At 74.1% G+C, this 21123-nt stretch carries 18 protein-coding genes and 2 pseudogenes; 12 read left to right on the top strand and 8 right to left on the bottom strand.

Annotated features, from left to right (window positions below; genetic code table 11):
- The first annotated feature begins 21 nt into the window (after window positions 1-21).
- Window positions 22-930 carry a LysR family transcriptional regulator ArgP gene (locus ACFVYK_RS14700; RefSeq protein WP_389773190.1) on the top strand — a complete coding sequence of 303 codons (909 nt, stop codon included), beginning with the start codon at window positions 22-24 and terminating at the stop codon, window positions 928-930.
- On the opposite strand, the pseudogene ACFVYK_RS14695 reads toward ACFVYK_RS14700, so the two are convergent.
- Window positions 927-1430, bottom strand: a pseudogene (locus tag ACFVYK_RS14695) (TetR/AcrR family transcriptional regulator C-terminal domain-containing protein); the annotation flags it as partial. The gene ACFVYK_RS14700 and the pseudogene ACFVYK_RS14695 overlap by 4 nt on opposite strands.
- On the opposite strand from ACFVYK_RS14695, the pseudogene ACFVYK_RS14690 reads away from it, so the two are divergent.
- Window positions 1430-2006: pseudogene (locus ACFVYK_RS14690) on the top strand (saccharopine dehydrogenase family protein); the annotation flags it as partial. The pseudogenes ACFVYK_RS14695 and ACFVYK_RS14690 sit on opposite strands and share 1 nt — an antisense overlap.
- A gap of 101 nt (window positions 2007-2107) precedes the next feature.
- A complete protein-coding gene (locus ACFVYK_RS14685; protein ID WP_389773187.1) occupies window positions 2108-2356 on the top strand; it encodes a WhiB family transcriptional regulator in 249 nt (82 codons plus the stop codon).
- Window positions 2357-2419: 63 nt separating this feature from the next.
- On the opposite strand, the gene ACFVYK_RS14680 is transcribed toward ACFVYK_RS14685, so the two are convergent.
- The 4 genes from ACFVYK_RS14680 to ACFVYK_RS14665 all read right to left on the bottom strand — a co-directional run bounded on the left by ACFVYK_RS14680 (window position 2420) and on the right by ACFVYK_RS14665 (window position 7212).
- Window positions 2420-4282, bottom strand: a complete 1863-nt coding sequence (locus tag ACFVYK_RS14680) for a sensor histidine kinase (RefSeq protein WP_389773185.1) — start codon at window positions 4280-4282, stop codon at window positions 2420-2422.
- The gene (locus ACFVYK_RS14675) at window positions 4279-4977 is read right to left on the bottom strand and encodes a response regulator (RefSeq protein WP_389773182.1); all 699 of its coding nucleotides are present in this window, start codon (window positions 4975-4977) and stop codon (window positions 4279-4281) included. The genes ACFVYK_RS14680 and ACFVYK_RS14675 overlap by 4 nt, the downstream gene beginning before the upstream one ends.
- Before the next feature lie 17 nt (window positions 4978-4994).
- Window positions 4995-5732: a L,D-transpeptidase family protein gene (locus tag ACFVYK_RS14670; RefSeq protein WP_389773179.1), complete on the bottom strand. Its 738-nt coding sequence runs from the start codon at window positions 5730-5732 to the stop codon at window positions 4995-4997.
- 64 nt (window positions 5733-5796) lie between these two features.
- A complete protein-coding gene (locus ACFVYK_RS14665; RefSeq protein WP_389773177.1) occupies window positions 5797-7212 on the bottom strand; it encodes a M1 family metallopeptidase in 1416 nt (471 codons plus the stop codon).
- A 155-nt stretch (window positions 7213-7367) separates the two neighbouring features.
- Here ACFVYK_RS14665 and ACFVYK_RS14660 point away from each other — a divergent pair, with 155 nt between their 5' ends.
- Window positions 7368-7727: a DUF488 domain-containing protein gene (locus ACFVYK_RS14660; protein ID WP_389773174.1), complete on the top strand. Its 360-nt coding sequence runs from the start codon at window positions 7368-7370 to the stop codon at window positions 7725-7727.
- 126 nt (window positions 7728-7853) lie between these two features.
- On the opposite strand, the gene ACFVYK_RS14655 is transcribed toward ACFVYK_RS14660, so the two are convergent.
- Entirely contained in the window at window positions 7854-9527 is a 1674-nt protein-coding gene (locus ACFVYK_RS14655; protein ID WP_389773276.1) for an FAD-binding dehydrogenase, read from the bottom strand.
- A gap of 17 nt (window positions 9528-9544) precedes the next feature.
- Complete coding sequence (locus ACFVYK_RS14650; RefSeq protein ID WP_389773171.1) at window positions 9545-10186, bottom strand: TetR/AcrR family transcriptional regulator; 642 nt, start codon at window positions 10184-10186, stop codon at window positions 9545-9547.
- A 119-nt stretch (window positions 10187-10305) separates the two neighbouring features.
- Here ACFVYK_RS14650 and ACFVYK_RS14645 point away from each other — a divergent pair, with 119 nt between their 5' ends.
- From ACFVYK_RS14645 to ACFVYK_RS14635, 3 genes are all read left to right on the top strand, one after another.
- Window positions 10306-10935 carry an alpha-ketoglutarate-dependent dioxygenase AlkB gene (locus ACFVYK_RS14645; protein ID WP_389773168.1) on the top strand — a complete coding sequence of 210 codons (630 nt, stop codon included), beginning with the start codon at window positions 10306-10308 and terminating at the stop codon, window positions 10933-10935.
- 115 nt (window positions 10936-11050) lie between these two features.
- Entirely contained in the window at window positions 11051-11800 is a 750-nt protein-coding gene (locus tag ACFVYK_RS14640) for an MBL fold metallo-hydrolase (protein ID WP_389773165.1), read from the top strand.
- 9 nt (window positions 11801-11809) lie between these two features.
- Complete coding sequence (locus ACFVYK_RS14635) at window positions 11810-13045, top strand: DUF4032 domain-containing protein (RefSeq protein WP_389773163.1); 1236 nt, start codon at window positions 11810-11812, stop codon at window positions 13043-13045.
- Window positions 13046-13091: 46 nt separating this feature from the next.
- Here ACFVYK_RS14635 and ACFVYK_RS14630 read toward each other — a convergent pair whose 3' ends face one another.
- Window positions 13092-13964, bottom strand: coding sequence for a universal stress protein (locus ACFVYK_RS14630; protein ID WP_389773160.1), 873 nt, complete (start codon window positions 13962-13964; stop codon window positions 13092-13094).
- A 63-nt stretch (window positions 13965-14027) separates the two neighbouring features.
- Between ACFVYK_RS14630 and ACFVYK_RS14625 the strand changes: the two genes are divergently transcribed.
- The 5 genes from ACFVYK_RS14625 (at window position 14028) to ACFVYK_RS14605 (ending at window position 21099) form a co-directional block, all read left to right on the top strand.
- Window positions 14028-14384, top strand: a complete 357-nt coding sequence (locus ACFVYK_RS14625; protein ID WP_389773157.1) for a VOC family protein — start codon at window positions 14028-14030, stop codon at window positions 14382-14384.
- A 144-nt stretch (window positions 14385-14528) separates the two neighbouring features.
- Complete coding sequence (locus ACFVYK_RS14620; protein WP_389773155.1) at window positions 14529-16205, top strand: FAD-dependent oxidoreductase; 1677 nt, start codon at window positions 14529-14531, stop codon at window positions 16203-16205.
- Window positions 16202-17680, top strand: coding sequence for an ATP-binding protein (locus ACFVYK_RS14615; RefSeq protein ID WP_389773153.1), 1479 nt, complete (start codon window positions 16202-16204; stop codon window positions 17678-17680). Before ACFVYK_RS14620 ends, ACFVYK_RS14615 begins: the two co-directional genes overlap by 4 nt.
- On the top strand, window positions 17677-18030 hold the full coding sequence (locus ACFVYK_RS14610) for a UBP-type zinc finger domain-containing protein (RefSeq protein WP_389773150.1): 354 nt from the start codon (window positions 17677-17679) through the stop codon (window positions 18028-18030). Before ACFVYK_RS14615 ends, ACFVYK_RS14610 begins: the two co-directional genes overlap by 4 nt.
- 75 nt (window positions 18031-18105) lie before the next feature.
- Window positions 18106-21099 (top strand): AAA family ATPase, encoded by a 2994-nt coding sequence (locus tag ACFVYK_RS14605; RefSeq protein WP_389773147.1) that lies wholly within the window; start codon window positions 18106-18108, stop codon window positions 21097-21099.
- Window positions 21100-21123: the final 24 nt, after the last annotated feature.

The raw sequence follows: 21123 nt of genomic DNA, 5'->3' as shown, positions 1-21123 counted from the left end.
TCAGGTGCCGGGGACGCGGCGATGATGACCGACCTTCCGCTCGACCAGGTGCGGACGCTGCTCGCCGTGGTCGACGAGGGCACGTTCGACGCGGCGGCCGCCGCCCTGCACGTGACGCCGTCGGCGGTCAGCCAGCGCGTCAAGGCCCTGGAGCAGCGCACCGGCCGGGTCCTGCTGCTGCGCACCAAGCCGGTGCGGCCCACGGAGTCGGGCGAGATCGTCGTGCGCTTCGCCCGCCAGCTGGCCCGGCTGGAGCGCGACGCGCGGTCGGAGCTGGGCATGAGCGGCGAGGGCGAGCCGACCCGGGTGAGCGTCGCGGTGAACGCGGACTCGCTCGCCACCTGGTTCCTGCCGGCCCTGGCGCTGGTGAGGCGGGAGCCGCCGCTGTGTTTCGAACTGCACCGGGAGGACGAGACCCGCACCGCCGAGCTGTTGCGGGAGGGGCTGGTGATGGCCGCGGTGACCTCGTCGCCCGTCCCCGTGACCGGCTGCTCCGTGCGGACCCTGGGCACGATGCGCTACCTGGCCGCGGCCGAGCCCGGGTTCGCCGCCCGCCACCTCGCCGACGGCCCGCTGCACGACACCCTGCCCCGGGCGCCGGTGCTGGCCTTCGACCGCAGCGACGACCTCCAGGACGCCTTCGTGCGCGGCCTGCGTCGGGGCGCCCGCGGTGCGGGACCGCTGCGACACGCCGTGCCGACCTCGGAAGGTTTCGTGGCCGCGGTGGCCGCCGGGTTCGGCTGGGGCATGGTGCCCGAGGTCCAGGCCGAGCCGCTGCTGCGCTCCGGCCGTCTGGTGGCCCTCGCCCCCGAACGCCCGCTGGACGTCCCCCTGTACTGGCAGCAGTGGAGACTCGACTCGCCGGCCCTCGCGGCGGTGGCGGACGCGGTGGCCGCCACGGCGGCCGCGTCGCTCCGCCACGCCTCCTAGGCGTCCCGGGGGGCCGTCGTCGTCAGCGCCGCCAGCCGGGCCTGCGCGCTGTCCAGCAGCATCTCCAGCGCCGTCGGATAGGCGCTGGTCACCATGCGCGTCGACAGCAGCGGGGCCGCCTCGGCGATCCTGGGATGGCTCTCGGCGGGCAGCCGGGCGTACGTCGAGCGCCAGATCGCCTCGTCGGCGCGCCGTGCCGCGTGGGGAAGGGCCAGCGACGCCGCGTCCAGAGCGGCGAAGGCCAGCGTCTGGTCGATGAAGGCGTGGTAGATGCGCACGGTGTCCGGCAGCGGGAAGCCGGCGGTGCGCAGCACGTGCAGGACGGCCTCGTCGGCGGCGAGTTCGTTGGCCCGGCCGGTGACCCGGCTCGCGGTGAGCTGGGCGGCCTGCGGGTGGGCGACGTAGGCGGCGTGGACGCGCAGGCCCCTGGCGTGCAGGTCCGGCCGCCACTCCCCCGTGGGCCGCCAGCCGCGCAGCGCCTCGGCGATCAGCGCGTCACCCCTTCAGCGAGCCCGAGGTCTTCGACTTCCCCGAGGGCATCGGACCGGTGGAGTGCGTGAACGTCGAGCACGAGGAGGTGCTGCTCGTGCCGCGCTGGGTGAAGGCGCGCCGGGTCACCTTCAAGTACGGCCTGGGCGGGGAGTTCATCGAGACGCTCAGGACGCTGCACCGGCTGGGGCTCGACCGCACCGCGCCGGTGACCGTGCCGAGCGCGGTGGGCCCGGTGGCGGTGTCGCCGCGGGACGTGCTCGCCGCCTGGCTGCCCGACCCGGCGACGCTGGGCGGGTCGATGCGCGGAAAGACCTGCGCGGGCACCTGGGTACGGGGCGTCAAGAACGGGACGGCGCGGGAGGTCTACCTGTACCACGTGGTCGACAACCAGTGGTCGATGGCCGAGTACGGCAGCCAGGCCGTGGTGTGGCAGACGGCCGTCAACCCGGTCGTCGCCCTGGAGTTGCTCGCCACCGGCGCCTGGTCCGGCGCTGGCGTGCTGGGCCCCGAGGCGTTTCCGGCCCGGCCGTTCCTCGACCTGTTGAGGGCGTACCGCTCCCCCGTGGGGCCTGCGGGAGCAGTGAAGGTTTACGGGCCCGCCCGGTTTCACGGCCGTCTTGCCGGTGACCCGATCAGGAGCAACACCTTCCGGAAAGCACATCCGACTCGATCGCAGGTGACTTCGATGGACGACTGGCGAGAGCATGCCGAGTGCCGCACCGAGGACCCCGACCTGTTCTTCCCGATCGGCACCTCGGGCCCGGCACTGCTGCAGACGGAACAGGCGAAGGCGGTCTGCCGACACTGCCCGGTGCGTGAACCGTGCCTGGAATGGGCCATGGAGACCGATCAGACCCTCGGAGTGTGGGGTGGAACGAGCGAGACGGAACGGCGCTCCCTCAAGCGCCGCATCAAGGCGCGGCGCAGCGCCTGACCCCGGTCCGCGCCGAGGCGGCCGCCGCGCCCGTCCGCGCCGTGGCCGCCTCGGCGTGTGTCCTCAGCCGTCCACGGGCGGCGGCGCGGCGGGCAGCCTCAGGGTGAACACGCTGCCCGCGCCGGGGGTGCTGGCCGCTTCCGCGGTGCCGCCGTGAGCGTCCGTCAGCTGACGGACGATCGGCAGCCCGAGGCCGCTGCCGCCGGTGCGGCGACTACGTGACTTCTCGGCACGCCAGAACCGTTCGAAGACATGCGGCAGATCGTCGTCGGCGATGCCCGTGCCGGTGTCGGCGACCGTCAGGACTACCTCCCCGCCCTCGCCCCGCGCGCTCAGCGTGACCGTGCCGTCGGGCGGCGTGTGGCGGACCGCGTTGGTGACGAGGTTGCCGAGCGCCTGCCGCAGCCGCACCGGGTCGGCGTCCAGCCAGGGCGTGCCGTCGGTCTCGGTGCGCAGGGCGACCCGGGCCCCGTCGGCGGCGACCCGGTGGGCGGCGGCGACCTGCGCGAGGAGTTCGTCGGCGGGCACCGGCTCGCGGTGCAGCAGCAGGGCGCCGGCGTCGGCGGCCGCGAGGTCGCGCAGGTCGTCGATGACGCGCTGCAGGACGAGGGCCTCCTCGTGCAGGGCGCCGAGCAGTTCGGCGTCGGGCTCGACCAGTCCGTCGCGCGTGACCTCCAGCCAGCCCCGGATGTTGGTGAGCGGGCTGCGCAGTTCGTGCGCCACATCGCTCACCAGGGCCTTGCGCTGGGCCTCCAGTCGTTCCCTGCGCTCGGCGAGGTCGTTGAACGCCTCCGCCAGGATCCCGGTCTCGTCCCGGGTCGTGACGGGTACGCGCGCGTGCCGCTCCGGGGGCTGCTGCGCGGCCTCGGTGAGGGCGCGCAGGGGCCGCACCAGACGCGTGGCGACGACGGCGCTCACGGCTACGGTGACCGCCAGCACCAGGCCCGCCGCCCCGAAGACCTTCGTCTTGTTGGCCGGTGACATGTCCCAGCGCGGCGCCGCCCCGCTGTTCCCGCCCCCGAGGAACAGCTCGGCGACCGGCGCCACGTAGGGGTCGAGCTGGGCGCGGCGGGCCTCTTCCAGGCAGGTCTGGGCCACGCGCCCCGCCTTGGCGTCGCCCGCCTTGATGAACGCGGGCCCGGGGGCGGCGTCCCGTCCGGAGAGGCCGGAGAGGCCGGAGAGGCCGGGGATGCCCGCACCGAAGTACAGCGGCATGCCGGGATCCAGGCCCGCGCGGACCAGACAGGTGCCCGCGCGGGCCTGGAGCGCGGTCAGCGCCTTCTGTTCGGTGGCGGTCGGCGTGTTGAGCTGTCCGTCCGCGCAGTCCTCGGGCACGTAGTCGGAGGCGGCGCCGCCGTCGGCGTCGGTGAGCACCGGGCGGCCGCTCGGGGTGCGGGCGAGGGTCGTCTCCAGGCCGTTGCGGGAGAAGCACCTCTGCCGGGTGTGCGCCACGGCGTCGAGTTCGCGGCGTTCGGACGGGGTGAGCCGGTAGGGGCCCACCACCCGCGGGTCGGTGCCGCTGAGCTGGGCGCCGCGCTCGGTGTAGGTGTCGGTGCGCAGGGGGTCGACGGTGGCGGCGGCCCGCGGCGGCAGCGACGTGCCGCGCGGCGCGGAGTCGGCGACGGGCGTGCGGTCGGCGCCGGTCAGGGCGATGCGCCGGCCGGTCCTCGCCGACAGGTCGTGCACCGTCCGCTGGACGCCCGCCCAGCTGGGATGCGTGGCCGCGTAGCCGCTGAGCCGGGCGAGGATGTCCATGTCGTCGGCCAGGGCCTGGCCCTGCTCCTCCCGCAGTGCGCGGGTGGTGGTGGCGACCGCCAGCCAGGCGGTGGCGGCCACCGAGCACACGGCGATCAGCACCGAGGCGCTCAGCAGCCGCACCAGCAGCCGTTTGCGCAGCGGTATGCGGACCCGGGGGCGGCGCGTCACGCGCGGCCGCCGCTGAGTTTGTAGCCGACGCCGAACACGGTCAGCAGCCGTGCGGGTCGGCGCGGATCGGCCTCGATCTTGCGGCGCAGGTTCATGATGTGCACGTCGACGGCCCGTTCGGTGGAGGAGCGGTCGAAGCCTCGGGTGCACTGGAGCAACTGCCGCCGCGAGAAGACCCGTTCGGGTTCGGCGGCCATGGCCAGCAGGATCTGGAACTCGGCGGGCGTGCACTCCACCGGCTCGCCCTCGCACCGCACCTCGTGCCGCTCGGGATCGACGGCGAGCCCGGCGGCCCGCACGACGCGCTCGTCCCGCCGGTCCGCGCCGGCGCGCCCGCTGCGCCGCAGGACGGTGCGGATGCGGGCCATGAGCTCGCGCGGACTGTAAGGCTTGGTCATGTAGTCGTCGGCGCCCAGTTCCAGGCCGAGCAGGACGTCGTCCTCGGCGGCGCGGGCGGTCAGCATCAGCACCGGCAGGTCGTCGTCGCGGCGCAGCACCCGGCACACCCCGAAGCCGTCGATGACCGGCAGCATGAGGTCGAGGACGACGAGGTCCGGCCGGTCGCGCCGCACCGCGTCCAGGGCGGCGGAGCCGTCGTGCACCACGGTGGCGGTGTGCCCCTCGGCGATCAGCGAGCGGCGGATGAGTTCGGCCTGCATCGCGTCGTCCTCGGCCACCAGTACATGAGCGCACACGCCACGACTCCGTTTCCTCAGCGGGCCAGGAAGGCATGGTCGCCCATGACGACCACGGGGTGCAGCGCGGGGTCGAGCATGCGCAGCAGTTCCTTCATGTGCTGCTCGGCGACGCTCACGCATCCGTGGGTGGGCCCGCCGTGGTCGACGTGGAACCAGATGCCGCCGCCGCGGTCCGCGCCGAGCGGGCGGGTCCAGTCGAGCGGTGAAGTGCCGGGCTTGCGGTTGTAGTTGATGGCGACCACGTAGTCGAAGGACCCGTCCAGCGGCTCGCCCTCGAAGCCGGTGCCCCGTGAGTGGAAGCCGGAGCCGTGGTCGTACGGCAGTTTCGTGCCGGGGTCGGCCAGCAGCCCGCCGGCGTCGGTGAGGCCGTAGACGCCGACGGGTGAGCGCAGGTCGCCGCCCAGGTGCCGGTCGCTCCAGCCGCGCAGCGCGTTGTGCGCGGGCCAGCTCGCGCCCGGCTGCCAGCCGGATCCGGTGCGCCGGTACGCGACGACCGTGGAGAGCGGCGAGTTCCTGCCGCGGCCGCTCACCACGATCACCTGCCGCGCGTTTCCCGGGACCGCCGCCCGGGTCTTCGGTCCGAGCCCGGGTATCTCCCGCGGCGCCGCCTCGCCGGCGGCGCCGGGTGCGGGGCTCGCCGGCGCCCCCTGGGCGGTCCTCGTCGGATGGGCGGGCCCTGCGGTCGCGGCGCCGCAACCGGTGAGCAGGAGGGACGCAGCGAGCAGCGCTGCACGGGGGCGGTGCATGATCATGAGGGAACCTTGGCGCAGAGATGTGTGGAACTCGTCAGGTTCCGCATGCCCGTTCGACCGAGGATCACGGGTGGCTGGGCTTGCCCCTCGTGTACAGCCAGGTCATGAACAGCCGGTCGAGCTTCTTCCCCGACTGCCGCTCGGCCAGCCGTTCGAACTGGGCGGTCGTGCCGTGGCCGTAGCGGTGCAGTCTCGCCCAGGCGCGCAGGATGCGGAAGAAGTCGCGGTCGCCGACGGCGGTGCGCAGGGCGTGCAGCGCCATGGCTCCCCGGGCGTAGACGGGCGTGCCGAAGATGTGTGCGCCGCTGCCGGGATCGCCGGGCGGGAACGCCCACAGGCCGTCGCCGGCGGGGCGGGCGTACAGGGCGTCGAAGGCCTTCTGGGCGCTGTCGCCGCCGTGTTGCTCGGCGTAGAGCCACTCGGCGTAGGTGGCGAAACCCTCGTTGAGCCAGATGTCCTTCCAGGAGGTGAGGGAGACGGAGTCGCCGAACCACTGGTGGGCGCTCTCGTGGACGAGGGTGCTCAGGTCGGGGGCGCTGTCGTACACCGGCCGGGTCTGGGTCTCCAGGGCGTAGCCGACGTTCGGGGCGTGGTCGACGATGGATCCGGCGGCACGGTACGGGTAGGGCCCGAACAGCCCGCTCTCCCAGTCCAGCACCGAGGGCAGCTTCTTCAGCACCGGTTTGGCGGCGGCGGCCTCGCGCGGGTCGACGGCGTCGTAGACCCTGACCCCGTTGCGGGTCGTGTACTGCGTGACCTGGAACGTGCCGATGGTGGCGGTGGCCAGGTAGGCGGCCATGGGCTCCGTCTGACGCCAGTGGAAGGTGGTCTTCCCCTTCGCCGTGCGCTGTCCCACCAGGACGCCGTTGGCGACGGCGGTGCGGCCGTGGGGGACCGTGACGGTGAAGTCGTAGGAGGACTTGTCGAGGGGATGGTTGTCGGCCGGGAACCAGGTCATGGCCCCCTGGGGTTCGCCCGCGACGAACGCGCCGTCGTCGGTGGGGATCCAGCCGTCGAGGGAGCCGTCGGGGTCGGTGACCGGGGCGGGGGTCCCCTGATAGGCGACGGCGACCTGGAACCGCTCGCCCTTGCGCAGGGCGCGCCGGGGGGTGATGACGAGTTCCTGGCCGTCGCGCCGGTGTTCGGCCTTGACGTGGTCGACCGTGAGGCCGGTGATCTTCAGGCCCTCGAAGTCCAGGTCGAAGCGGCTCAGCCGCTGGGTGGCGCGGGCGGTCAGGACGGCCGTGCCGTCGAGGTGACGGCTCTTCGGGTCGTAGCGCAGGGTCAGGTCGTAGTGGCTCACGTGGTAGCCGCCGTTGCCGGCGAGCGGGAAGTACGGGTCGCCGGCGCCGGCCGTGCCGACGGGGCCGGCCGCCACGGCGGGTCCGGCCGCGGCGAGCAGCGCGGCCACGACGACGGGGACGGCGGCGGCGACGGCCTCGCGGCGCAGCGGGCCGGGGCGTCTGCGGGGGTGGGTCACGTGCGCTCCCAGGGGTCGGCGGGTGATCGACGCCCTATCAGACTAGGGACTGGGCCTTCGCTTCTCCCCCTCGTTCAGGTCAAGACGATCAGGGGCGGCGGACGCCGCGTGCCTAGGGTGGGAGGTGAGGACCCACCGACCCGAGGACGGCCGCCATGAAGGTCCGCGTTCGCCGCGTCTACGACCCGCCCGAGTCCGACGACGGGGTGCGGATCCTCGTCGACCGGCTGTGGCCGCGGGGGGTGTCCAAGGAGGCGGCCCGCGTCGACGAATGGCCCAAGGGGCTCACCCCGTCCACCGAGCTGCGCCGCTGGTACCACGGGGGCGGGGGTTCGTACGAGGAGTTCGCCCGCCGCTACGAGGCCGAGCTCGCCGAGCCCGAGGCGAGCCGACTCCTCCATCATGTACGCGACTTGGCCGGGCGGGGGCCGGTGACGCTGGTGACCTCCGCGAAGGCCCCGGAGCGCAGCCACACGGCGGTGCTGGTCCGCCTGCTGGAGGCGGACGGGCGCTGACGGCGCGTGGACGTCGGCCCGTCAGCCCCCGAGGCCCCGTCGACCCGTCAGCCCCCGTCGACCCGTCGACCCGTCAGCCCCCCGTCGGCCCGGCGACCCGTCAGCCCCCGTCGACCCGTCAGTCCGTCAGCCCGTCTGCCGGGCCGCCGCTCGCCCGGCCGCCCGCCCGGAGAAGAGGCAGCCGCCGAGGAAGGTGCCTTCCAGCGCGTTGTAGCCGTGGACGCCGCCGCCGCCGAAGCCGGCGACCTCGCCGGCCGCGTACAGGCCCTCGACCGGCTGCCCGTCGGCGCCCAGGGCCCGTGAGTCGAGGTCGGTCTGGATGCCGCCGAGCGTCTTGCGGGTGAGGACGTGCAGCTTGACCGCGATCAGCGGGCCGGCCTCGGGGTCGAGGACGCGGTGCGGGGTGGCGACGCGGCCGAGCCGGTCGCCGATGTAGCGGCGGGCGTTGCGGATGCCCTGGACCTGGGCGTCCTTGCTGTACGGGTTGGCCAGCTGCAGGTCGCGGGCCTGGATCTGGCGGCGCAGGGTGTCGACGTCGAGCAGCGCCTTCTCGGTGAGCCCGTTCATCTTCTCGACCAGCGTGTCCAGGGTGTCGGCGATGACGAAGTCCGCGCCGTGGTCGAGGAACGCCCGCACCGGCGCCGGGGCGCCCTTGCCGAGGATCCGGTCGCGCAGGACGGCCTTGCGGTCCTTGGCGGTGATGTCCGGGTTCTGCTCGGAGCCCGACAGCGCGAACTCCTTCTCGACGATTCTGCGGGTGAGGACGAACCAGGAGTGGTCGTGCCCGGCGATGTCCTCGGTGGTCCGCAGGTGCGCGAGGGTGCCGAGGGTGTCGTAGCCGGGCAGGCAGGGGTCGGGCAGCCGGCGGCCGAGCGCGTCGAACCACATCGAGGACGGGCCGGGCAGGATGCGGATGCCGTGGCCGGGCCAGACGGAGTCCCAGTTGCGGATGCCCTCGGTGTAGTGCCACATGCGGTCGCGGTTGACGAGGCGGACGCCGGCCTCGGCGCTGATGTCGAGCATCCGGCCGTCGACGTAGGCGGGAACGCCCGTGACCATCTCGGCGGGCGGGGTGCCGAGCCGCTCGGGCCAGTAGCGGCGGACCATCTCGTGGTTGGCGCCGATGCCGCCGCTGGTGACGACCACGGCCTGCGCGGTCAGCTCGAACTCGCCGATCGGATCGCGGTTGGAGGCGACGCCGCGTGCCGAGTCGTCGGGTGCGAGGACGGTGCCGCGCACCCCGCGCGCGGCGCCGTCCGTCAGCACCAGCGCGTCGACGCGGTGCCGGTGGTAGAAGGTCAGCAGGCCGTCCTTCGCCGCCTGCCGGGCGTAGCGGACGAACGGTTCGACGACGCCCGTGCCCGTCCCCCAGGCGACGTGGAAGCGGGGCACCGAGTTCCCGTGGCCGTCGGCGCGCAGGTCGCCGCGCTCGGCCCAGCCGACCGTCGGCACGAAGGAGATCCCGTGCCCGGCGAGCCAGGTGCGCTTCTCCCCCGCCGCCCACTCCACGTAGGCGCGCGCCCAGCGCACCGCCCAGGAGTCCTCGTCCTCGGTCCGGTCGAAGCCGGCGCTGCCCTGCCAGTCGCTCCAGGCGAGGTCGAAGGAGTCCTTGACGCCGAGCCGGCGCTGCTCCGGGCTGTCGACGAGGAACAGTCCGCCGAAGGACCAGAACGCCTGGCCGCCGAGGTTGGCGGCGTTCTCCTGGTCGACGAGGGCGACCCGTCTGCCCCTGCTGGTGAGTTCGTGCGCCGCTACGAGGCCCGCGAGGCCCGCTCCGACGACGATGACATCCGCGTCCATGGCGAGGGTTGCCTTTCTCATTCGGCACATCCGGGAGGGGTGCTGCCGTCGGTCAGCAGCGCGGTGAGGAGTTGCTTCAGCCAGCTGCGGGCGCGGTCCACGTCCTTGTCCAGCAGCAGTTGGGTGGTGACCCCGTCGTAGGCGGCGACCACCGCGTGGGCGGCGGAGTCGGCGTCGCCGAGGACGGCGGGCAGCGGGGTGTGGCCGCGCGCCCGGGCCAGCCGGTCGGCGATCGCGCCGCGCAGCCTGGTCCGGTGCTCCAGCAGGGTCTGGGCGACGGCGGGGTCACGGGCGGCGTGCACCAGGAAGTCCGTCTTCACCAGAAGCCAGTCGAGATCGAGGAGGAGCACCTCGGTGACCCGGTCCACGGAGGCCGGCACCGCGAGGTCGGGCCCGTCGCCGGCGAGGGCGTCGGCGACCTGGTGGGCGATGACGTCGGCGCGCTCCTGGTAGAGCGCGAAGAACAGTTCGTCCAGGCTGGCGAAGTTGGAGTAGAAGGCGCCTCTGCTGTAGCCGGCGGCGTCGCAGACCTCCTCGATGGAGACCCGGCCGAAGCCCTTGGCGGCGAACACGGCGAAGGCGGCGTCGAGCAGGTTGGCGCGGGTGCGGGCCCGCCGCCGGGTGACGCGCACCGTCGGCTCCGTCTGCCTGACGACCATGGTCGGACCTCCGTTCGATACGCGAATGTATCCGATACATCGATGTATCGAAAGGGTCGGACCGCGGGTGCGCGTCAGGGGTCACGAACACATTTTCGAATAGGGCGTAGGCTGGACCCATGACCGCGCACCACCTCCAGGGCTCCCTCTTCGACCAGGCCGACGATCTGCGCCTCGGCCCGCTGGACGGACTCCGCCGCACCGCGCTCGGCGCGGACGCCTGGATCGACGTGCTGCCGGGCTGGCTCACCGGCTCGGACGCGCTGTTCGAACACCTGGCGGCGGAGGTTCCCTGGCACGCCGAGCGCCGCACGATGTACGACAGCGTCGTCGACGTGCCGCGCCTGCTGGCGTTCTACGGAGCGGACGAGCGTCTGCCCCACCCCGTGCTGGACGAGGCCCGCGGGACGCTGTCCGCGCACTACGCCGACGAGCTGGGCGAGCCGTTCGTCACCGCCGGCCTGTGCCACTACCGCGACGGCCGGGACAGCGTCGCCTGGCACGGCGACCGGATCGGCCGCGGCGCCCGGGTCGACACCATGGTCGCGATCCTCTCCGTGGGCTCCCCCCGCGACTTGCTGCTGCGCCCGATGGGCGGCGGCGGGACGGTGCGCCGCCCACTCGGGCACGGCGACCTGATCGTGATGGGCGGCTCCTGCCAGCGCACCTGGGAACACTGCGTCCCCAAGTCCACCCGCGCCGCCGGACCGCGCATCAGCGTGCAGTTCCGTCCGCGCGGAGTGCGCTGAGCCGCGCGCGGCGACCCGGTCCGCGGCCCCGCGCGCGGAGCCCCGCCCTCCGCCCCTCCGCGGCGGTCTGCTTTGCTGTCCCCGTCGAGCACCTCGCGAGGGACACGGGACGGTCATGCGGGCAGACGTACGGCAAGTGGCGGACGGCGCCTACCTGGTGCACGGCAGCGACACCAACTGGGTGATCCTCACGGACGGCGACGCGGTCACGCTCATCGACACCGGCTATCCGGGAGACCGTGACCTGGTCCTCGACTCCCTCGCCGCCGTGGGCGCTTCACCGGAGGCGGTCACCGCCGTACTCCTCACGCACGCCCACAACGACCACCTGGGCTCCGCCGAGCACCTGCGCTCGGCCTACGGCGTCCCGGTGTACCTGCACGAGGCCGAAGTGCCGCACGCCCGCCGCGAGTTCCTCCAGCAGGTGACCGTCGGCGAGGTGCTGCGCAACGCCTGGCGGCCCGGTGTGCTGCCGTGGATGGTGCACGCGCTGCGCTCGGGCGGCACCGAACAGCACCCGGTCACCGCACCCGAGGCGTTCCCGGCCACCGAGGGCCCGCTCGACCTGCCCGGCCGGCCGGTCCCCGTGCACACCCCGGGTCACACCGACGGACACACCGTCTACCACCTCCCGGACCGCGGGATCGTCGTCTCCGGCGACGCGCTGGTCAGCGGCCACCCGACGTCGCGCGTCCGCGGCCCGCAGCTGCTGCCGGACATGTTCCACCACGAGCGCGCCCGCGCGGTCGCGTCCCTGGACGTGATCGCGGGGCTGACGGGCGAACTGCTGCTGCCCGGGCACGGCCCGCTCCACCAGGGGCCCGTGCGGGCGGCGGCCCAGCAGGCCCGCGAACGCGCCGTCTAAGGTCAGGCCATGGCTTTGCAGATCAGCGCCACCAATCCGGAGCACCCGGCACTTCTGCTGGAACTGCCCTGGCACCTGCCCCTGGAGGAGTGGCCCGAGGAGGTCCTGGTCCCGCTGCCGCGCGGCATCTCCCGTCACGTGGTGCGCTACGCCCAGGCCGGCGACGAGGTGATCGCCGTCAAGGAGCTCGCCGAGCGGCCCGCGCTGCGCGAGTACGAGCTGCTGCGCGATCTCGACCGGATCGGCATCCCCGCCGTCGACCCGCTGGCCGTGGTCACCGGCCGCACCGACGGCGACGGCGCACCGCTGGAATCAGTGCTGGTCACCCGACACCTGGGCGGTTCGATGCCGTACCGCTCGATGTTCGAGACGACGATGCGGCCGGCGACCATGCACCGGCTGATGGACGCCCTCGCCGTGCTGCTGGTGCGACTGCACCTGGCCGGGTTCGCCTGGGGCGACTGCTCGCTGTCCAACACGCTGTTCCGCCGGGACGCGGGGGCCTACGCCGCCTATCTCGTGGACGCCGAGACCGGCGACCTGCACCCGCAGCTGAGCACCGGCCAGCGCGAGTACGATCTCGACCTGGCCCGCGTCAACATCAGCGGCGAACTGCTCGACCTGGAGGCCTCCGGGGCGCTGCACCCCTCCGTGGACCCGATCGACTTCGGCATGGAGATCTGCGCCCGTTACGGGGCGCTGTGGCAGGAGCTGACCCGCACCTCGGTCTACCCGGCGGGCAAGTACCACTACATCGAGCGCCGGATCCGCCGGCTCAACGAGCTCGGCTTCGACGTCGCCGAGATGCAGATCGAGCACTCCGCCAACGGCGACACGGTCACCTTCGTGCCGAAGGTCGTCGACGCGGGCCACCACCAGCGGCAGCTACTGCGCCTGACGGGCCTGGACACCGAGGAGAACCAGGCCCGACGGCTGCTGAGCGACCTGGAGAGCTGGATGGCCACCCAGGACGACTATGCCCCGGGCGACCCGCTCGCGGCCCGCCCGGAAGTGCTGGCGCACCGCTGGGTGCGGGACGTCTTCCGGCCCACCGTGCGGGCGGTGCCGCTCGAACTGCGCGGCTCCATGGACTCCGCGGAGATCTACCACGAGCTCCTGGAGCACCGCTGGTACCTGTCGGAGCGGGCGCAGCACGACATCGCGCTCGCCACCGTGGTCGAGGACTACATCGAGAACATCCTGCCCAGGGCGCGCGAGACCCTGGAGCCGACCCTTCCGCAGTGACCCCGCCGCGGGCCGAAAGCGCGCGGGGGGCCGGCCGCGGGACAGGTCAGTCGTGGGGCACGACGGCGACCGGGCAGTCCGCGTGATGCAGGACGCCGTGCGCCACGGAGCCGATCCGGGCGCCCACCGCCGTGCGGTGGGCGCGGCGGCCGACCACCAGCAGCTGCGCCCGTCCGGCGACCGACAGCAGCACCTCGCCCGCGCTGCCCATCTCCACGTGTTCCACCACCGGCACGTCCGGGAACCGCTCCCGCCACGGCTGCAGCGCCTCGGCCAGCGCCTTCTGCTCGTACGGCTCCAGACCGCCCGCCTCGTCGAGGAGCTTGAGCGAGCCGGGGCTGTAGGCGAACACCGGGGGCAGCGTCCAGGCCCGCACCGCCCGCACGCCCGCGCCCCGCGCGGCCGCGGTCTCGAACGCGAAGCGCAGGGCCGGCGCGCTGTCCTCGGGTTCGCCCTGCTGACCGACGACGATCTCGTGCCCGGCCACCTCGGACGACGGGCGGTCGCTCGCCCGCACCAGCACGACCGGGCGCGCGGCCTCGGCGATCACCTGCCGGCCGACCGAGCCCAGCAGGAACCCGACGATCGCTCCGTGCCCGCGCGAGCCGAGCACCAGCAGTTCCGCCCCGGCCGCGGCCGCGACCAGCGACTCCACCGGGCCGCCCTCCTCGACGTCGGCGGTGACGCTCAGCGCGGGGTGCCGCTCGGCCACCGTCGCCACGGCCCGCTCGACCGCGTCGCGCACCCATCGCTCCTGCGCGTCGCGGTCCGCCACGTCGGCCACCGCGTTCGGCTGGAACCGCCAGGCGTGCACCACCCGCAGCGCCAGGTCGCGCCGGACGGCCTCGCGGGCCGCCCAGGCGAGCGCCGCGAGGCTCTCGTCCGTCCCGTCGACCCCTGCCGTGATCGGGCCCGTCATCCCCGCCGCCTCCTCGTGTCGCCGTCACATCCGTCGGGGGCCAGTCTTCACTACGCTGCCGACATGACTCTGGAGTGGGAGCAGACGGTCGTCGACGCGGCCGACCCGGTGGCGCTGGGACGCTGGTGGGCCGCGGCCCTCGGCTGGACGGTGGTGGGCGACTCGGCCGACGAGTACGAGATCCGACCACGACCGGACCGGCTGCCCGGCCTGCTCTTCGTGCGCGTGCCGGAGGCGAAGACCGTGAAGAACCGGCTCCACCTGGACTTCCGCCCCGACGACCAGCGGGCCGAGGTGACCCGCCTGCTGTCCCTGGGCGCCCGTCGCACGGACGTCGGGCAGGGCGAGGCGCCGTGGGTGGTGCTGGCCGATCCCGAGGGCAACGAGTTCTGCGTGCTGGGAGCGCGGCAGCCGTCTTAACGGGCTGCGCCCGGGCCTGTGCCGAGAGCGCACGGTCCGCCGGCATGCCGGAGCGGACGGAGGCGATCGAACATACGATGGGCGGAGCCGGCGCGGGGTTCGCCGCGCCGCCACGAGCAATGACCCTCTCGGGGTGGGAGACGTATGGCACAGGCCGCCGACACCGCGCGGACCGTCATCCTGACCGTGGACGACGATCCGGGGGTATCCCGCGCCGTCGCCCGTGACCTCAGACGCCGCTACGGCGCCTCGTACCGGATCGTGCGGGCCGAGTCCGGGGAGTCCGCGCTGGACGCCCTGCGCGAACTGAAACTCCGCGGCGACCTGGTGGCCGTCATCCTGGCCGACTACCGGATGCCGCAGATGAACGGCATCGAGTTCCTCGAACAGGCCCTGGACGTGTACCCCGGCGCCCGGCGCGTGCTGCTGACCGCCTACGCGGACACCAGCGCGGCGATCGACGCGATCAACGTCGTCGACCTCGACCACTATCTGCTCAAGCCCTGGGACCCGCCGGAGGAGAAGCTCTACCCGGTCCTGGACGACCTGCTGGAGGCCTGGCGCTCCAGCGACCACCGGCCCGTGCCGGCCACGAAGGTCGTCGGACACCGCTGGTCGGCGCGCTCCTCCGAGGTGCGGGAGTTCCTGGCCCGCAACCAGGTGCCCTACCGCTGGTACTCCGCCGACGAGCCGGAGGGACAGCGTCTGCTCGCGGCGGCCGGCGTGGACGGGCAGCGGCTGCCGCTGGTCGTCACCGCCGACGGAACGGCCCTGGTCGAGCCGGACGCGCCCGAACTGGCCGCCCGCGTGGGGCTGGCGACCACACCCACCGCCGACTTCTACGACCTCGTGGTGATCGGCGGCGGACCGGCCGGACTCGGCGCGGCCGTGTACGGGGCCTCCGAGGGGCTGCGCACGGTGCTCGTGGAGCGGTCGGCGACCGGCGGACAGGCCGGGCAGAGCTCGCGCATCGAGAACTACCTGGGCTTCCCCGACGGCGTGTCCGGGGCCCAGCTCACCGACCGGGCGCGGCGCCAGGCGACGAAGTTCGGCGCCGAGATCCTCACCGCGCGCGAGGTGACGGGACTGGAGGTCAACGGATCCGCGCGGGTCGTGCGGTTCTCCGACGGCTCGGCGGTCGCCGCGCACAGCGTGATCCTCGCGACCGGGGTGTCCTACCGGCAGTTGGCCGCCCCGGGCTGCGACGACCTGACGGGCTGCGGGGTGTACTACGGGTCCGCGCTGACCGAGGCGACCTCCTGCCAGGGGCACGACGTGTACATCGTCGGCGGCGCCAACTCGGCCGGTCAGGCCGCGATGTACCTGGCCAGAGGCGCCAAGTCGGTGACGCTGCTGGTGCGCGGGGAGTCGCTGACGGCGTCGATGTCGTACTACCTGATCCAGCAGATCGAGGAGGCGCCCAACATCTCGGTGCGCCCCGGCACCGTCGTCGAGGCCGCGCACGGGGACGGCCGACTGGAGCAGCTGACCCTGCGCGACGTGGCGAGCGGGCAGACCGAACTCGTCGACGCGCAGTGGATGTTCGTGTTCATCGGCGCGGCCCCGCTGACCGACTGGCTGGACGGCACGGTGCTGCGCGACGAGCGCGGCTTCATCCTCGCCGGCCCCGACCTCACGCCGGACGGGCGACCCCCGGCGGCCTGGGAGCTCGACCGGCCGCCGTACCACCTGGAGACCAACATCCCGGGCGTGTTCGTGGCGGGCGACGCGCGCGCGGAGTCCGCCAAGCGCGTCGCGTCCGCCGTCGGAGAGGGAGCCATGGCCGTGATGCTCGTCCACCGCTACCTGGAGCAGTCATGAGCGGGCAGCCGATGCCGTGCAGCCCGGGTGAGATCAGCTCGCTGTTCCTGTTCGAGAAGCTCTCCCCCGAACAGCTGGGACGGCTGTGCAGCGAAGGCCGGGTGGAGCGGTTCGAGCCGGGCCCGGTCTACACCGAGGGCGATCCGGCGACCTGCTTCTACGTGATGCTCGAAGGCACGGTCGTGCTGTACCGCCGGGTCGGCGCGGACGACGTCGAGGTCAGCCGCACCTCCCAGCGCGGGGTGTACGCCGGGGCCATGCAGGCCTACCTGGGCGACCGGGTGCCGCAGGTCTACAACAACTCGATGCGGGTCACCGAGCCGACGCGGTTCTTCGTGCTGCCCGCCGAGTCGTTCTCGTCCGTCATGCGGGAGTGGTTCCCGATGGCGGCCCACCTGCTGGAGGGGCTGTTCTTCGGCTCGAAGAACACCCAGCGGGCGATCGGCCAGCGCGAACGCCTGCTGGCCCTGGGCTCGTTGTCGGCCGGTCTCACCCACGAGCTGAACAACCCGGCCGCGGCGGCGGTGCGGGCCACCGCCACGCTGCGCGAGCGGGTGGGGAAGATGCGGCACAAGCTGGGCGTCATCGCGTCCGGCGCGTACGACCCGGAAGCCCTCGCCCGGCTGATCGAGATCCAGGAACGCACGGCCGAACTGGTCGCCAAGGCTCCGGTGCTGAGCCCCCTGGAGGCCTCCGACCGGGAGGACGCCCTCGCCGACTGGCTCGACGACCACGACATCCCGGAGGGCTGGCGGATCGCCCCGACGTTCGTCCAGGCCGGGCTCGACGTGGACTGGCTCGAACAGGTGGCGGCCGCCGTCGAGCCGGACATCCTGCCCAGCGCGGTCGGCTGGCTCAACTACACGGTCGAGACCGAGCTGCTGATGGACGAGATCGACGACTCCACCAACCGCATCTCCCATCTCGTCGACGCCGCCAAGCAGTACTCGCAGCTCGACCGTGCCCCCTACCGGGTCGTCGACGTGCACGAACTGCTCGACTCCACCCTGCTGATGCTCTCCGGCAAGATCGGCCCGCGCATCGAGGTCGTCAAGGACTACGACCGCACCCTCCCGGCGATCCCGGCCTACCCGGCCGAGCTGAACCAGGTGTGGACGAACCTGGTCGACAACGCCGTCTTCGCCGTCGACAGCACCGGCGGGGAGGGCACGCTGACCGTGCGGACGGCCCGCGAGGACGACCGGCTGCTGGTGGAGTTCCGCGACACCGGGCCCGGCATCCCGCCGGACATCCGCGAGCGGATCTTCGACCCGTTCTTCACCACCAAGCCGGTCGGCGAGGGCACCGGCCTCGGCCTGGACATCTCCTGGCGGATCATCGTCAACAAGCACCACGGCAGCCTGCACGTGGAGTCCGCGCCGGGCGACACCCGCTTCCAGGTGCTGCTGCCGCTGACCGCCCCCGACCCCGAGAACGCCCACGACGACCCCGCGAACGCCGAGGAGCCCGTATGACCGACGCCGACCCCATCGACCCGAGCGTCCCGCCCAGCGGCGCGGGCTGCGCAGACTGCGACGCGAGCGGCGGCTGGTGGTTCCATCTGCGGCGCTGCGCGAGCTGCGGGCACGTGGGCTGCTGCGACTCCTCCCCCTCCCAGCACGCCACCGCCCACTACAAGGCGACCGGGCATCCCCTGGTGCGCAGCTACGAGCCGGGCGAGGGGTGGTTCTGGGACTACTCCGCCGACGAGCTCTACGAGTCCGGGCCGGAGCTCGCCCCTCCGGTCAGCCACCCCGCCGAGCAGCCGACGCCGGGACCGGCCGGCCGGGTGCCCGCGGACTGGGCGCGCTCACTGCGCCGTTGACGACGCGGGCGGCCTCCGGAGGCTCCGTTCCTGGTCGCGGGCCGCGTCGTCGGCGGCGCGTGCCAGGATGGGGCCGTGCCGCAGACCGTGTCCGCCACTCCGTTCATCGCCCGGGAAGAGGAGCTCGCCCGGCTCTCCGGCGTGCTGGAGCGCGCCCGGGGCGGTGAGGCGCGCGCGGTGCTGATCGCCGGGGACGCCGGCGTGGGCAAGACCCGGGTGCTCAACGAGATGGCGGGGCGCGCCGCGCGCGCCGGCATGACCGTGCTCACCGGGCACTGCGTGGACCTGGGCGACGTGGGCCTGCCGTATCTGCCGTTCACGGAGATCCTGGGCCTGCTCGCCGCGGACGGGCGGTTCGCCGCCGTCCTCGCCGCTCACCCGGTGGTCGACCGGCTGCTCGGCACGGGCACGCACGCCGCGCCGGACGACGCGGGCGCGCCGGCCCGCCCGGACAGCGGCGGGGGGCGGCTGCGGCTGCTGGAGGGCATGGCGTCGCTGTTCGCCGACCTCTCCGAGGTCACCCCGCTGCTCCTCGTCCTGGAGGACCTGCACTGGGCCGACCCGTCCTCGCGCGACCTGTTGCGGTTCCTTCTGAGCCGGGGGTTCCTGCAACGCCCCACGGGCGACGGGTCGGGGCACCGGCTGGCGGTCCTGGCCTCCTACCGCGCGGACGACCTGCACCGCCGCCACCCGTTCCGCCCGCTGCTGGCCGAGCTGGTGCGGCTGCCGGCCGTGGACCGGCTGGAGCTGCGCCCGCTGGCGGACGCCGACGTGGCCCGTCTGGTGCGCGCCCTGCAGGACCGTCCGCTGCCGGAGGCGGCGGTGCGCCGGATCGTGGACCGAGCGGAGGGCAACGCCTTCTACGCGGAGGAGCTGCTGGCGGCCCGGGACACCGAGGCCGGCGGCATGCCCAGCGGGCTGGCGGACCTGTTGCTCATCCGGGTCGAGCAACTCCCCGAAACCGCCCAGCAGGTGCTGCGCACCGCCGCCGTCGCCGGCCGCCGTGTCGACCACGACCTGCTGCGGGAGGCGGTGGGACTGCCCGAGGAGGAGCTGGAGTCGGCTCTGCGGGAGGCGATCGGCCGGCAGTTGCTCGTCGCGGGGGACGACGGCGCGTACGCGTTCCGGCACGCCCTCGCGCGCGAGGCGGTCTACGCCGATCTGCTTCCGGGGGAGAGATCGCGTCTGCACGGCGCGTTCGCCCGGCTGCTGGCCGGCCGGGGGCGCCGCGCCGAGACCGCCGCGGAGCGCGCCCACCACTACCGTGAGAGCCACGACCTGGGCGAGGCGCTCGCCGCCTCCCTGGAGGCCGCCGACCACGCCCGGCGCGTCGGGGCGCCCGCCGAGGAACTCCACCATCTGGAAGCCGTTCTCGACCTGTGGGACTCGGCGCCCGCCGCCGCCCTGCCGTCCGGCGAGGGAGGCGACCGGGTCACGCTGACGCTGCGCGCCTCGGCGGCGGCCGCGCACGCCGGCGAGGCCCACCGGGCGGTCTCCCTGACCCGGGCCGCGCTCGCGGGCGTCGGCCAGGACGCCGACTCCGAGCTCGCCGCGCGCGTGCGTTACACGCTGGCCGGCACCCTCATGGGTGTCGACCGTCTGCAGGCCGCGTTCGCCTACAGCAGCGAGGCGCTGGCGATGATCCCGGCCGAACCGCCGTCGCCGACGTGGGTGTGGGCCGCCGCCACCCACGTCCTGGCGGCACGTCAGGTGGGCGACGTGGCCACCGCCCTGCGGGTCGCCCGGCAGGCCCTGGACGTCGCCGAGCGGCTCGAACTGACCGATGCCCGCGCCGATCTGCTGGTGTCGCTGGCCAACCTGGAGGGCGGCGGCCGTCGCTCCCCCGAGGGCCGGGCCCGGCTGAAGGCGGCACGGGAACTGGCCCGGCGCGGCGGCAACGCCCCGGTGGAGATGCGGGCCCTGTTCTCCCTGGCCATCGGCGCCTACGAGGCCGGGGAGCCGGCGCAGTGCCTGCCCTGGCTGGCCGAGGGCCTGGACCGGGCCCGGCGGGCGGGTCTGCTGTCCTCGCCGTATCCGCTGGAGATGCGCTATCTGCAGCTGCTGGTGCTCTACACCCTGGGCCGGTGGGACGAGTGCCTGCGCACGGCCGCCGACGACCTGGCGGTGCTCCCGGCGTCGGGCGGGTTCGCCATCGGCCCCACCCTGTACGTCGGGCTCGCGCGCGGCGAGCGCGGCGCCGTCGACCGGGCCCATGCCCTCGTCGAGGGACGCCACGACTGGATGGCGGCGCTCGTCGCGGGCATCGTCCTGACCGACGCGGCGGCGCTGAGCGGCGACGCGGAGGCGGCGGTGGCCCGGCTGCGGTCCTCGATCGAGTCCTTGACGGACGAAGCGGGCAGCCGCCCGGACGCGACCGTCCGGCTCACCGCGCTGGCCCTCAGCGCCGTGGCCGACACCGCCGAAGCGGCCCGGCGCGGCGGTGACCACGAAGCGGCCCGCCACTGGTCCGCCGTCGCGGCCGAACTCCTGGAATCCGCGCGGGAGGTGACCGTGCACGGCCAGACAGGGGTGCCGCAGGGCCCCGAGGGGCGCGCCTGGCTGGCCCGGGCCGAGGCCGAGTCCGCCTGGGCCGCCACCGGACCGGACGCGGACGCCTGGGCGAGGACGGTGGAGGCGTTCGGCTACGGCGACGCATACGAACTCGCCCGCTGCCGACTGCGCTACGCGCAGGCCCTGCTCGCGGCGGACCGGCACGAGGAGGCGGCCGCCGAGGCCCGGGCCGCCCGGGAGACGGCCGCACGGCTGGGCGCCGGGCCCCTGGTGGAGCGGGCGGACGCCGTGATCGGGCGCGCTCGCCGGGCCGACGGCCGGCCCACCGCCCGGGACCGTTCGACCGCCCTGACGGCCCGCGAGCGGGAGGTCCTGCGCCTGCTCGCCCTCGGCCGCAGCAACCGGCAGATCGGCGAGGAGCTCTTCATCACCGGCAAGACGGCGAGCGTCCACGTCTCCAACATCCTCGCCAAGGTGGGCGCGGCAAGCCGCACGGAGGCGGTGGCGATCGCCTACCGGGAGCGCCTGATCGCACCGGAGGCCGGCCCGACGGGCTGAACCGCAGCGGCGGGGGGACTCTGA

It is taken from the genome of Streptomyces sp. NPDC058291, from assembly GCF_042880855.1.
In the GTDB taxonomy this organism is placed as follows: Bacteria; Actinomycetota; Actinomycetes; order Streptomycetales; family Streptomycetaceae; genus Streptomyces.
Note: the sequence above shows the minus strand (reverse complement) of the source record. Positions and strands in the feature narration are given on the sequence as shown.